Source organism: Arcobacter sp. CECT 8983 (genome assembly GCF_004118855.1).
Lineage (GTDB): Bacteria > Campylobacterota > Campylobacteria > Campylobacterales > Arcobacteraceae > Halarcobacter.
The window spans coordinates 569,308-582,881 of the sequence record NZ_PDKF01000008.1 but is presented as its reverse complement, the minus strand read 5'-3'; the positions used below and the strand labels follow the sequence as shown (position 1 = coordinate 582,881).

Sequence of the window (13,574 nt, the reverse complement as noted above, 5' to 3'; positions counted from 1 at the left end):
CTAAATAAACTTTATAGGATGTTTAAGATATAATCGCTTTTTAAATATATTGTAAAGGTTATAAAATTGAACGTAGGTATTATTGGTTTAGGATTAATGGGTGGTTCTTTTGCAAAAGCAGTAAAAAAATACTCAATAGCCACAAAAGTTTATGGATATGCAAGAAGTGAAAAATCTAAAAAAGAGATTGAAGAATTAAATTTAGTTGATGAATTAGTAAATATTAAAACAATAAAAGATAATTGTGATTTAATTGTTCTTGCTATTCCTGTTGATAATATTATTTCTATGATGCCAGAATTCTTAGATATTAAAGATAAAACTACAATTATGGATCTAGGATCGACAAAAGAGTTTATTATAAAAAATGTTCCTGCAAAGATTAGAAAAAATTTTATTGCAGCTCACCCAATGACAGGAACTGAAAAATCAGGACCAAAAGCAGCAATTGATAATTTATATGAAGGTAAAACTGTAGTTTTATGTAATCTTGAAGAAAATGCAAACCAACATGTAAATAGGGCGTTTAAAGTATTTCAAGAAATAGGTATGAGAATTGTTGTAATGGATGCTAATGAGCATGATATTCATGCTTGTTATATGTCACACTTGCCTCACGCGATCTCTTATTCTTTAGCAAACACCGTTATGGGACATGAGGACCCAAAATCTATTATTGCTTTAGCAGCAGGTGGATTTAAAGATATGAGTAGAATTGCAAAATCAAGTCCAGACATGTGGACAGATATTTTTAAACAAAATAGAAAAAATCTTTTAGCTTCTATTGATTTATTTGAAGATCACATGAGAAAAGTGAGAAAAATGGTTGAAGATGAAGATTATTCAGATTTAAAAGAGTGGATGAAAAAAGCAAACACACTACATGAGATTTTATAAGATCTCTTGTGTGTTAATAGCTTCTTGAACTTTAATTGCCTGATAATGTTCTTTTACATCATGGCATCTAATAATAGAAGCTCCATAATTTATAGACTCTAAATGTATTGCTAAAGTTCCAGGAAGTCTTTGCTCTGTAGGTGTTTCTATAATTTTATCTATCATTGATTTCCTACTAGCTCCCATTAAAAGTTCATATCCAAAGTGTTTAAAATGTTCTAGGTTCTTTATCAGTTTTAAGTTATGTTCTAAAGTTTTTCCAAAACCAATTCCAACATCTAAAACAATATCTTCAATTCCAAAACTTTTTGCTTTTTTTATTCTTTCTTTAAAAAAATCATCAATTTCTTGGATTAAGTCTTCATATACAGGGTTTTCCTGCATAATAGTTGGATCTTTTTGCATATGCATAATTACAACTTGTGCATTATATTTTGAAGCTACTTTACAAACTTCATCATTTGCTAAACCTGTTATATCATTAACTATGGAAAAACCGTTTTCTAAAGCATACTCTAATACTTTTGGTTCATATGAGTCTAAAGAAAATTTAGCTTTTTCAAAAAGCTTTTCTTTATAAATTACATCAATAATAGGTTTTGCTCTTTTTAATTCTTCTTCCCAAGGAATAGCTTTACTTCCTGGTCTACTAGAAACTGCACCTATATCAATAATACAAGCACCATCTTCAATCATTTTATTTATTCTAAAACTAGCATCTTCTTCATTAAAACGGCTATTTTGAAAGAAAGAGTCTTCATTTGCATTTAAAACACCCATTATTTTTGTTAGATATTTTTTAGAAGGGATAAACTCTTTTAAATTTTTTGCAAACTCCTTTAAACCAAAGGGTTGAGCTAACTCTTTTCTACTTAAAACTTCAAGCTGTTTTGTTGTTGCAATTAATATTCCATCTACATATTTTTCTTTTGCAGTTATAACACCAGTGGGAACTGCTAAGTCTGCTCCGATAGAAAGAGAATCTTGTTTTAAGATATTTGCTGCGCCAACATGCATATTTTTTATTAAGATTGTATGTAAAGATGATTTCTTTGATAAAATAGAAATACCGCCTTTATCACAACCAAGAGATTCATATACTTTTTTAGCATTACAAATAGATATTTTTTGTAATATCATTTTAACCCCTATATTTTCTATTAGTTACTGTTAAAAGTAGGGTAGTTAAAACATTTATTGGTCTAGAGTTTAAGCTTAATAATTTTATTGATTTAGAAAAAAATTCTAACTCACTTTGTGTAAGTTCAATTTTTTCTTTATTTATTTTTAAAAGCAGACTTTCAACAAAAGATATAGCTTCTTTTTTATCAATTCTTTGATTCTGTTTTAAAAACTCATAAACATCTTTTAAATCAAGTTTTCTTACATCTAAAGCCAAATCATCTTTTTTTGAACTACTTTTTAAAATTTTATGTGGCATTCTTGAAAAGATTGTTGGTAAAATAGTTGATTTAGAGTTAGTAATGATTATGAAAACAATATTAGTAGGGGGTTCTTCTAATATTTTTAATAAAGAGTTTTGTGCTTCATTTCTAAAAACTTTTCCACAAAGAAAAACATATTTCTTTTCATTTGTTGAAATATATGCTTCTTTTATTGTAGCATTTGCTTGAGCTAATTGAAACTCCTCTTTCTCTTCATTTCTAATTATTCTTACATTATGTTTAGAATAAAAAGGCAATAAAGCATTAAGAGTCTCATCTATATCATTAACTATTAAGATATGAGCTGTTTCAATTTTTTCCTTTATCATTAATGTTCTACGTTAATCTCTGCAAAAAGTGAAGCACTTAATGTTTTATCATAAAGCCTAAACATTTGAAGAAGTTTCATATCTAAAGCTTCATCATTATTTTTAAGATTAAATGCATCTTGAATCTCTTCATCAAAAATCCAAAGAAAAGAGTTCTTTGAAAATTTTGGTAAGATTGCTCTTGCATCTTGACTTCTACCAATATACCAAAAACAATAACCATTTGGAAAAGATATATTAAGCATATCTTTTATGAAATTTATTTCATCTTCTGTTTTTACTTCATCCAAATCTTTATAAAAAGATTTAAAGTTATAAAAAGGTAAGAAAGGTCTGTTTTTCTTTTGAGAATTTATATGTGTTAATACATACTTTAAAAACCAATCTCTATCACTATCTGTGATAACTAAAACAGAACGACCTTTTTCTAAAATATTAGTAACTGATTTAGAAACTAAAGGTACCCATTCATACTTTTTTTCTTCTAACCAAGGAGAAATAAGCCTATCTTCTCTAATTGTGTCTACTGTCCAATTTAGAAATTCTTGCACTGTTATTTATCCAAATTATATGCATCATGTAAAGTTCTAACAGCTAACTCTGCATACTTTTCTTCAATAATCATAGAGATTTTAATCTCTGAAGTTGAGATAATTCTAATATTAATATTTTCAGAAGCTAAAGCAGTAAAAGCTTTTGAAGCAACACCTGTGTGAGATTTCATACCTACACCTACAATAGATACTTTACAAATTGATTCATTATAATCAATATTTTCTGCATCATCTTTAAACTTATTCATAACTTCTTTACAGTTTTCTAAATCAGTTACAGGAATAGTAAAGTCTAAGTCAGTTTTACCATCAACACCAACTGTTTGTACAATCATATCTACATTAATATTTGCGTCTGCAAGAGCTGTAAAAATAGATGAAGCAATTCCTGGTCTATCTGTAACTCCATACATTCCAACTCTTACTTGATTTTTATCTAATGCAATACCACTTACAACTGGTTTTTCCATAATATTCTCTTCCTTAGTTATTAATGTACCTTCAACTTCTGGCGTAAAGCTACTTCTAGATACTAAATTTACATTTAATTTTTTCGCCATTTCTACTGATCTGTTTTGTAATACTTTTGCACCTAAAGAGGCTAATTCTAACATTTCATCATAAGAAATTCTATCTAGTTTTTTAGCCTTAGGTTCAATTCTTGGATCTGTTGTATAAATACCATCAACATCTGTATAAATCTCACATACATCTGCATCAATAGCACCAGCAATAGCAACAGCTGTTAAATCAGAACCACCTCTACCTAAAGTTGAAACTCTATTTGAGTCTTGTGCAACACCTTGGAAACCTGCAACAATAATGATTTTTCCTTCATTTAATGCATTTTTCATATTTGTTGTATCAATTGATTCGATTCTAGCTTTCATATGAGCATTATCAGTAACAATTCCAGCTTCTCTACCACTCATAGAAGTTGCTTTATATCCTTGCTCATTTAAAGCAATAGAAAGTAAAGCTGAAGTAACTCTTTCTCCTGAACTTAAAAGCATATCTATTTCATTTGCAACAGGATTTTTTGAAAAATTACCTGCAAACTCTAATAACTTGTTAGTTTCACCACTCATTGCAGAAACAACTGCAATAACATCATGACCTTCATCTTTTATATTTTTTATGATATTGGCTACGTTTTGTATTCTTTCAAGTGTTCCTACACTTGTGCCACCAAACTTTAGAACTTTTAACATCTTTTTAAATAAAACCCTCTTTTTTAAAATATTTTAACACTTGTTTATACACTGTTCTTTTGAAGAATGTTATATAATCATAAATATTCTCAGTTGGAACAAATTTATATTCACTAAACTCTGGTATTTCAGTGTTTATATCTATTTTTGCACCTTTTTTTAACTTAACTAAGTAATACTTTTGAATTTGACCATCATAAGGGTGCATCTTCTTAGCAATTACAGGAGGAAAATCATAGCTTACCCATTTTGGATACTCTGCAATAATTTCAACATCCCTTGTGCCAATCTCTTCTTCAAGCTCTCTATATAGTGCTTCATTAGGTTTTTCACCCTCATCAATTCCACCTTGTGGAAATTGCCAAGCATTTTCTACGTCTGTTCTTGAAGCAATGAAAATTTCACACTTCTCGGGATATTTTGCTGATAATACTATTGCTGCTACATTAGGTCTGTAATTTTTTTTATTTTTATTATCTTTCATTTCTTTATCAGTCATAAATATTTTTTCCCTTATAATTAGCCCAATATTATAATAAACTTAGGATTAAAAATTGCTTTTATACTTACATATACCTTTTTGCGACAGCAAGTGCCATTATTGTGCTTTCAATTCATATACAACTAAATTTAATCTAAAAAAAGATTACATGGAGGCTTTAAATAAGCAACTAAAACATGATTTAGAAAAACATTGTCAAAATAAAAAATTAGAAACTATCTTTTTTGGAGGAGGAACTCCTAGTACAATAAAACCAAAAGATTATGAAGAAACTTTTAAAATACTAGAAAAATACATTGATAAAAATACAGAAATAACAAGTGAATCAAATCCTAATTCTGCTACAAAAGAATGGCTTAATGAGATGAAAAATTTTGGAATAAATCGTATAAGTTTTGGAGTGCAAAGTTTTCAAGAAAATAAGTTAAAAGAATTAAATCGTGCACATAATGCTAAAAGTGCTATAACTGCTATACAAAATGCCTCTTGTATAGGTTTTGATAGTATTAACTGCGATATAATTTATGGTTTCAAAACTGATACATTAAATAATATAAAAGAAGATTTAGCACAAGCTTTTTCTTTGCCTGTTACTCACTTAAGTGCTTATTCTTTAACCTTAGAAGAGGGTACAAAATTTTTCAATAAAAGTGAAGTAAAAATTGATGATGAAGAGTTGTCTTATAAGATATTTGATTTTATAGAAAAGAATGGTTTTACTCAATATGAAATATCAAATTTTGCAAAAGATAAAAGTTATCAATCAAAACATAATTTTGGATATTGGGAACACAAAGAATATTTAGGAGTTGGAGCAGGAGCAGTTGGATATGTAAACAATAAAAGATATTATCCAAATAAGGATTTAGATAAATATATTAAAAATCCCACTTCTTATGAAATAGAAGAGCTATCAAAGGAAGATATAAAAGTTGAAAAAGTACTCTTAGGATTTAGATGTATTTTAGGAGTGGAACTTTCAATATTTACTGAAGATGAATTAAAAAGAGTAAAACACTTAATAAATGAAGATAAAATATATATAAATGATAAGAAAGTATTTAATAAAAACTTTCTTTTAGCAGATGAGATTGCTCTTTATATATTAGAGTAAACTCTTTTTGATATAATATTGCCTTTATTTATAATAAGGATATAAATGACAATAAAAGAAATTGTAAGAGATTATTCTAAACAATTAAAAGAAGTAACTCATATTCCAGCAAAAGAAGTTGAAATATTAATATGTTATATTTTAGACAAAAACAATATATGGTTACATCTTAATTATAATAATGAATTTACAGAAATAAAACAATTAGAAAAGTTAGTAGAAAAAAGAAAAAAAGATTACCCTTTAGAGTATTTAATTAAAAGAGCATCTTTTTATGGAGAAAGTTTTTTAGTAAAAGAGAATGTTTTAATTCCAAGACCAGAAACTGAACTTCTTGTTGACAATGCCGTTGAAATTTTAAAAGATACTAAAAATAAAACAGTTTTAGAAATAGGAACTGGTTCTGGAATAATTTCTGTTATGTTAGCTCTTTTAATTAAAGACATTAAAATTATTGCCGTTGATATAAATGATGATGCAATTGCTTTAGCAAAACAGAATGCAAAAAAACATAAGGTAGAAGATAAAATCACTTTTGTAAAAAGTGACTTATATACTAATATTAGTGAAGATCAAGAGATTTATATGACAATTTCAAATCCTCCATATATTGCAAATAATTATAAGCTTCCAGCAAATGTAAAATATGAACCTAGGAATGCTCTTTTTGGAGGTGAGGTTGGAGATGAATTATTAAAAGAAATCATTGAACAAACTTCAAAAAGAGATATAAAGTATCTACTTTGTGAAATGGGATATGACCAAAAAAAACCTTTGGAAAACTATTTAAATAATTTTGAAATTAAAGACTACTCATTTTATCAAGATTATGAAAAGTTTGATAGAGGATTTACAATTGAATTTAAAAAAATATAAAATAAAAAGGAGTATATATGTTTAAAGAATTTAATTTAACAGATTTAGAAAACAGTAAAAGTAAATTAGAAGAACTTTTAGAAAATAGTAAAAAACAAATTGATGAGTTATTAAAAATAGAAGACAAAAGTTATGAAAATTTTGTAAAACCTTATGAAGAAGTAGGGGAGAGATTAAATGATTTCATCACTCCAATCTTTCATATCGATTCAGTTAAAAATTCAGAAATAACGCAAAAAGTTTATGAGGAGTGCCTTCCTTTAATCTCAAACTACGAAACTGAGATATCACAAAATGATAATATTTATAGGTCTTTAAAAGATATACAAGATAAGTATTATACAAGTTTAAATGATATACAAAAAAAAGTGCTTGAAAATGAAATTAGAGACTTTGAATTAAGTGGTTGTCATTTAAATAACGAAATAAAAAATAGATTAAAAGAGATAAATTTAAGACTAAGTGAATTGTCTCACAAGTTTTCACAAAATCTTTTAAATGCAACTAATGCTTATGAAATGATTTGTGAAGATTATGAAGATGTAAAAGAGATTCCAGCTTCTGATTTAGAGTTTGCAAAGTTTGAAGAAGATGGAAAAACTAAATATAAATTTACTCTTCAAATGCCATCTTATTTAGCATATATTACTTATGGATCAAATAGACAAAGAAGAGAAGAAATCTATAAAGCATACTCGACAAGAGCACCTGAGAATGGAAAAATAATCGAAGAGATACTTTCTTTAAAAGATGAGAAAGTAAAAATTTTAGGTTTTGAAAACTATGCTTCATATTCTCTTTCAACTAAAATGGCAAAGAAAGAAGAAGAGGTAATTAACTTCTTAGAAGAGCTTGCAAAAAAAGGTAAAGATAGAGCATTAGAAGAGATAGAAGAGTTAAAAGTGTATGCTTCAAAAGATGGAATTTCTGATATAAAAAGTTTTGATTTAGCTTATTATAGTGAGAAGTTAAAAGAAGAAAAATATGATATTGATGAAGAATATTATAGACCTTATTTTGAAAAAACTTCTGTATTAAATGGGTTCTTTTACTTTTTAAATAAGATCTTTAATGTAGAGTTTGAAGAAGCAAAAGATGCTAAGGCTTGGGATAAAGATGTATTAGTATGCAATATAAAAGAAAACACAAAAGTTTTTGCAAGAATATATATTGATTTAGAAGCTAAAAAAGAGAAAAGAGGTGGTGCTTGGATGAACAATTGGCACTCTCATTATGTAGATAAAGATGGTAATAAAAAACTTCCTACTGCTTATATTGTTTGTAACTTTCCACAATCAAAAGAGGGTGTTCCATCGTTATTAAGACATTCTGATGTTGTGACACTATTTCATGAAATGGGACATGCTTTACATCATTTATTTAGTAAGGTTCCAGAGGCTTTTGTTAGTGGTATTGCTGGTGTTGCTTGGGATGTTGTCGAATTCCCTTCACAATTCCTTGAATACTTTTCTTACGATAAAGAAGTATTAAAAATGTTTGCAAAGCATTATGAAACAGGAAAAGTATTAGATGACGAAGCAATTGACAAATTAATTAAAGCAAGAAATTTTCAATCTGCACTTGGAATGTTAAGACAAATAGAGTTTGCTTTGTTTGATTTTAAACTCCATCAAAAGTTATACAAAAAGGAAACTGAAATACAGGATTTATTAGATAACATAAGAAATGAATATGCCGTTATAAAGCCACCTGCGTATAATAAGTTTCAAAATGGATTTGCCCATATTTTTGCAGGGGGATATGCAGCAGGATATTACTCTTACAAATGGGCAGAAGTATTAAGTGCAGATGCATTTTATATGTTTATTGACTCAGGTAAAGTGTTTAACAAAGAGTTAGCAATGAAATATAAAAAAGCTATTTTAGAAAAGGGTGGTTCACAAGATATGGATAAATTATTCTATGAATTTGCACAAAGAGAGCCAAGTGTTGATTCTTTATTAAAAATTGATGGAATTATTAGCTAGTTTTTGTAATAATATCACTTTTAATTAATAATAGAATTTTATAAGGGTTATTTAAATGACAAACGCAGAAACAATCGCAAAACTTAATGAAGCTTTAGAAAAACTAATAGTTGCATATGAACAATTACAAAACTCTTATGATCAACTACAAGATGAACATAATACATTAGAAAATGAAAATGAAAAATTAAATAGCGAAAATAATAAACTTAAAGATAAAATCTCAGCTTTAGAAGCTGAGACTAGAAACTTAGAGGACAACTTAAATAGTTTACAAGATAGTAGTGAGAAAGATTCTTCAAATATTAACTCAATGTTAAGTAAAATAGAAGGTCTATTGAGTAAAAAGGCTCATCCAGAAAAGCATAAGTATGATGAAGATACCTCAAAGGTAAGAGAAACAATTCAAGAAGTTATTGTAGATAAAAATAATGATGAAACACTTCCATTAAACTCAGAAGACAATGATGAAATAAAAGAAAATAAAGAGTCTCAAAATAATAACACAAGTGGTTCTTCTTCGGAAAAGATTGATTTAAATAGAATGGCATCATTATTAAATGGCTTCAATAATTAAAAGATAACATGATACTTCTATTAAATAAAGATTCTCTATTTTCTACCTTTGGAGTTGATTCTTTTCAAAGTTTAGATTTAGCTATAAATAGTATGGCTCCATCGATGGTAGATTATTACTTGTCAGATCTTTCAAGCGGAATGGATGATATATATTTAAATAAAAGAAGTATTCAAAATAGTATTAGTACGGGAGATTTTTCTATATATTTAGATTATGATGAAGAAGTTTATTTAGAGATAGAAGAAACAAGTAACTCTTTAGAACTTGAAACTGCATCTTTATGGTAAAGTATTTACTAATCCATAAGATTAGTAGTAGCTTTTAATCTCTCTTTATCAAAATGTGTATATATTCTAGAAGTATTTATATCTGCATGACCTAAAGCTTCTTGAACTAAGATAAGATCATGGTGTTTTTGGTAAAGTAGGGTTGCAAAAGAGTGTCTTAACATATGTGCACCATTTTTCTCTTTTCTAATACCAGCAAGAGTTAGAATATTTTCTACAATTCTACTAACATAGGCTTGAGTTAACCTATTTCCTTTTTTATTACAAACAACATAGTCTTCGTCACAGACTCTTTGATTTAGCCAGTTTTGTAAGTCATTTTCTATAATCTTTGTTTTAATCATAGCAATACGAGGTTTATTTCCTTTACCTCTAACTTGTAATACATAAACATCATCTTCTTTATACAAATCTCTTAACTTTAGGTTTAACATTTCAGAAACCCTTATTCCTGTATATATGATCATTTTTAGAATAACTCTATTTCTATAAACAGTATCTGCTGAAAACTCATACTTATCAATAGCTTTTAAAAATCTATCAATTTCATCCTTATTCATATGAGCAGGAAGTTTTGTTCCAGATTTTCCACCAAGTCCTGCCCAGTTTTTAAGTTCAATTTTAAACTGATAAGAGCTTCCATCAGGATTTTCATTTTGTTTGTCTATATAAGAAAAAAAGTTAAGTAGGGCAATTCTATGATTTTTCTTGCTTGCATCAGATAGACCACTTGTATATGAAGCTAAAAAGTCAATAAGTAACTCTTCATCAATTTCTTTCATAGAGGCTGGTCCAAATGTTTGCAAAAATTCATATAATTTCATAAGAGGGTTAAAATATGTATTTATTCCTGTTAAACCAATATTTCTAGCTTGTTTAACCAAATCCTTTAGTTCTTCAATTGATTTATTTCCACGAATTAAAACTTGCAGTATATTTGCAAATTTTTCTTTGTCATTTACTTGAGTATTAGAAAGTGTTGTTAATTTATTTCTTACAAATAAGGAGAGCCAAAAACAGTAGGTTTTGTTAAACGTGTTTTCAAAGTCAAGTTCATATCGCATATTGTGCCTTTATACAGAATAGTTGTATTTTAGCAAAATATATATTAATTAGTATTGAAAACTATAATTTTCAAACTTTTTTATACATACAAAAGAAGCACTCTTATCTTCTTTTGTTCTTAGCAAAATCAATTATGTAATCTGCTATTTCATCTAAATGAATAATATCTTTTACAGCACCAGCTTGAATAGCTTTTGCTGGCATACCAAAAACAACACAACTTTCTTCATTCTGTGCTACTGTATATGCACCATTATCATGAAGTTCTTTCATTGCAATTGTTCCATCGTCTCCCATTCCAGTCATCATCACAGCCATTGCAGCTCCACCAACTGTATTATTTACTGATCTAAACATCACATCAACACTTGGTTTATGATGACTGACTTTCATTTCATCTAATAATCTTATTTGATAATTGTTGCCAGCTGTTCTTTCGATTGTTAAATGCATATTACCAGGAGCTAAATAAGCATGTCCATTTTCAAGAACCATTCCAGTTTCAGCTTGATGAACAATTAATGAAGAGTTATCATTTAATCTATCAGCAAATGATTTAGAAAAACCATATGGAATATGTTGAGTTATTACTATAGGAGGAAGATTATTTGTTAACCTTTTAAAGACCCTTAACAATGATTCAACTCCTCCAGTAGAAGAACCTATAGCAATAATCTTCTTACCCATTAATGGGGCTTGTCTCAATGGTATTACTAAGTCTGGGTGATTTTTCTTATTTGCTTCTAATGTTGTTTTAGTTTTTACTTGCTTTTTTGCTTTTGGTTTTTTTAATGTATATCTTTTTAGTAAAAAAGTAAGATTAAGAAGATTTTCTTTGATTCTCTCTCCAAAAGAAATCATAGACTCCCCTGCTTCAGGTTTTGGAATAAAACCTACTGCACCATCATCAAAAATATCATTACCTCTAACACTTTCTCCTGAAACAACAACAGCAGGCATTGGATGAAGTCTCATAAGGTTTCTTAAAAAAGTTACTCCATCCATTTTAGGCATATTAATGTCAATTGTTACTAAATCTGGTTCATATTCTTTGATTTTTTCTCTTGCATCATAAGCATCAAAAGCTTCTGCAATAACTTCAAAATCTTCTATATTGTTGACCATATCTTTAATAATTCTTCTCATTGAAGGAGAATCATCAATTACTAAGACAGTATACATTTAATCACCCTACACTTTTAAATTTAAAATAATTCAATTTCCATTTCTGGTTCTGCTTTACTAGAGTTATCATCAAATAAGTCAACACCACCAACATATTCTTTGATAACTGGTGCTTTTGTGATTTCTGTTTGTAATGCTTTTTCTTCTTTAACAATTTTACTATCAGTTTCACTTTTCTGAGTAACTTTGATAAATGTCTCAAAAGTGTCTGCAAGAAGAATCAATCTACCATGTTCTCCTCTTGTATGTTCACTTATTAATTTAAAACCTTCAGATTTACAAAAATCTTTTGCAAACTCTACATTTCTATGTCCAATTGATATAGCAGACATATTAAGCTGCATAATATCAGCACCACCAGAAATTTTAGCGCTCATATTTTTTTTATCGCAACCTAATTTATACATTTCATTAAGCATTGCTTCAACAGAATATAATCCATACTTCATATCGTCGTTACTACTATTTGTAGTAGGAAGTAAAAAGTGATTCATACCTTTTATTTTTTTAACTTTATCATAGAACATAATTGCAACACAAGAGCCTAAAAGTGTTTTAAATGCTATGCTATCAGCATCTTTCCCAACGGCAAACTCTCCACCTATTACAGTGTGAGTATTGTACCCTTTAGTTTTTTGTGTAAATCTTGAGATAGAAGCTTTTTCAATACTTCCATCTTTATGACCTATAACAATCAATTAAATTCCTTTTTCTTTATAAAAATATTTTGACCAATTCTATCTACATAATCAATTAAATCATGCGGATTTTCTGAATGCCCTAAATATAATGTTCCACCCATTTTCAAATGAGAAAACAACCTTTTTAAAATCTTATTTTGATCTTCTGATGAAAAGTAAATTAATACATTTCTACAAAATACTACATCAAAGTAATCTTTTTGAAAAGGATATGTTAAATCATTTAAATTATTAACTTGAAAAGTTACCATTTTTTGAAGTTCTGGTTTTACTTTTATTAGTATCTCTTCGCTAGTTAATGTTTTATTTACTCTTTTTTTAAAGAATTTCGGTGGTTTTATCCACTCAGGAAACTCTCTAGATGATTTTGCATATCTGTAAACACCATTTGCAGCATATTGCAAAACATTTGTATCAATATCAGTTGCTATTATTGAAGCATTAATTCTTCTTCCTAGTAACTCTTGTGTTTCAAGTACTGTCATTGCCATAGAATATGGTTCTTCTCCTGTTGAAGAAGCTGAGCAGTACATTTTAATCTCTTTTCCTGAATTTGCAAAAGCAGGAAGAACTCTATCTCTTAAATCTGTAAAATGAAACTCTTCTCTAAAAAAGTGAGTTTTATTTGTTGTAAAAGAGTTTATAAACTCCATAGTAAAAGAACCCTCTTCTATAGAGTCTAAAAGATGATCAATATCACCAGTATATTTTGTGTCTCTTTTTAATTTATGAAGTCTATTTGCTATCATAATATCTTTATTCTCTGCAAGGGTAATTCCTGTTAGAGAATAAAGTATTTTTTTTACCCTTTGGTGTAAAACTCTATCGCTAGCCATATTT

At 28.0% G+C, this 13,574-nt stretch carries 15 protein-coding genes; 6 read left to right on the top strand and 9 right to left on the bottom strand.

The window, feature by feature from the left end; all coding sequences use genetic code 11:
• Positions 1–66 precede the first annotated feature (66 nt).
• Positions 67–897 (top strand): prephenate dehydrogenase, encoded by an 831-nt coding sequence (locus CRV01_RS11890; protein WP_164970058.1) that lies wholly within the window; start codon positions 67–69, stop codon positions 895–897.
• Here the strand turns inward: CRV01_RS11890 and folP are convergent.
• Genes folP through CRV01_RS11865 form a run of 5 tightly spaced genes read right to left on the bottom strand, consistent with a single transcriptional unit; the run spans position 892 to position 4,935 of the window.
• Positions 892–2,037: a dihydropteroate synthase gene (gene folP, locus CRV01_RS11885; RefSeq protein ID WP_129008432.1), complete on the bottom strand. Its 1,146-nt coding sequence runs from the start codon at positions 2,035–2,037 to the stop codon at positions 892–894. The two genes, CRV01_RS11890 and folP, sit on opposite strands and share 6 nt — an antisense overlap.
• Before the next feature lies 1 nt (position 2,038).
• Positions 2,039–2,671, bottom strand: coding sequence for a DNA polymerase III subunit delta' (locus tag CRV01_RS11880; RefSeq protein WP_129008431.1), 633 nt, complete (start codon positions 2,669–2,671; stop codon positions 2,039–2,041).
• On the bottom strand, positions 2,671–3,222 hold the full coding sequence (locus CRV01_RS11875; protein ID WP_129008430.1) for a HobA family DNA replication regulator: 552 nt from the start codon (positions 3,220–3,222) through the stop codon (positions 2,671–2,673). Before CRV01_RS11875 ends, CRV01_RS11880 begins: the two co-directional genes overlap by 1 nt.
• A 2-nt stretch (positions 3,223–3,224) precedes the next feature.
• Positions 3,225–4,436, bottom strand: a complete 1,212-nt coding sequence (locus CRV01_RS11870) for an aspartate kinase (protein ID WP_129008429.1) — start codon at positions 4,434–4,436, stop codon at positions 3,225–3,227.
• A 4-nt stretch (positions 4,437–4,440) separates the two neighbouring features.
• On the bottom strand, positions 4,441–4,935 hold the full coding sequence (locus tag CRV01_RS11865) for an RNA pyrophosphohydrolase (RefSeq protein WP_129008428.1): 495 nt from the start codon (positions 4,933–4,935) through the stop codon (positions 4,441–4,443).
• Between the two features lie 55 nt (positions 4,936–4,990).
• On the opposite strand from CRV01_RS11865, the gene hemW reads away from it, so the two are divergent.
• The 5 genes from hemW to CRV01_RS11840 are packed head-to-tail and all read left to right on the top strand — an operon-like array spanning position 4,991 to position 9,783.
• Entirely contained in the window at positions 4,991–6,052 is a 1,062-nt protein-coding gene (gene hemW, locus CRV01_RS11860) for a radical SAM family heme chaperone HemW (RefSeq protein ID WP_129008427.1), read from the top strand.
• 45 nt (positions 6,053–6,097) lie between these two features.
• Entirely contained in the window at positions 6,098–6,928 is an 831-nt protein-coding gene (prmC, locus tag CRV01_RS11855; RefSeq protein ID WP_129008426.1) for a peptide chain release factor N(5)-glutamine methyltransferase, read from the top strand.
• Positions 6,929–6,945: 17 nt separating this feature from the next.
• Positions 6,946–8,916, top strand: coding sequence for a M3 family metallopeptidase (locus CRV01_RS11850; protein ID WP_129008425.1), 1,971 nt, complete (start codon positions 6,946–6,948; stop codon positions 8,914–8,916).
• Between the two features lie 55 nt (positions 8,917–8,971).
• Positions 8,972–9,493 (top strand): hypothetical protein, encoded by a 522-nt coding sequence (locus CRV01_RS11845; protein ID WP_129008424.1) that lies wholly within the window; start codon positions 8,972–8,974, stop codon positions 9,491–9,493.
• Between the two features lie 8 nt (positions 9,494–9,501).
• Positions 9,502–9,783, top strand: a complete 282-nt coding sequence (locus CRV01_RS11840) for a hypothetical protein (RefSeq protein ID WP_129008423.1) — start codon at positions 9,502–9,504, stop codon at positions 9,781–9,783.
• 8 nt (positions 9,784–9,791) lie between these two features.
• Here the strand turns inward: CRV01_RS11840 and CRV01_RS11835 are convergent, their stop codons facing one another.
• From CRV01_RS11835 to CRV01_RS11820, 4 genes are all read right to left on the bottom strand, one after another.
• Complete coding sequence (locus CRV01_RS11835) at positions 9,792–10,847, bottom strand: tyrosine-type recombinase/integrase (RefSeq protein WP_129008422.1); 1,056 nt, start codon at positions 10,845–10,847, stop codon at positions 9,792–9,794.
• Positions 10,848–10,950: 103 nt separating this feature from the next.
• Positions 10,951–12,030, bottom strand: coding sequence for a chemotaxis-specific protein-glutamate methyltransferase CheB (gene cheB / locus CRV01_RS11830; RefSeq protein ID WP_129008421.1), 1,080 nt, complete (start codon positions 12,028–12,030; stop codon positions 10,951–10,953).
• A gap of 23 nt (positions 12,031–12,053) precedes the next feature.
• The gene (locus tag CRV01_RS11825; RefSeq protein WP_129008420.1) at positions 12,054–12,731 is read right to left on the bottom strand and encodes a chemotaxis protein CheD; all 678 of its coding nucleotides are present in this window, start codon (positions 12,729–12,731) and stop codon (positions 12,054–12,056) included.
• A complete protein-coding gene (locus tag CRV01_RS11820) occupies positions 12,728–13,570 on the bottom strand; it encodes a protein-glutamate O-methyltransferase CheR (RefSeq protein ID WP_129008419.1) in 843 nt (280 codons plus the stop codon). The genes CRV01_RS11825 and CRV01_RS11820 overlap by 4 nt, the downstream gene beginning before the upstream one ends.
• Positions 13,571–13,574: the final 4 nt, after the last annotated feature.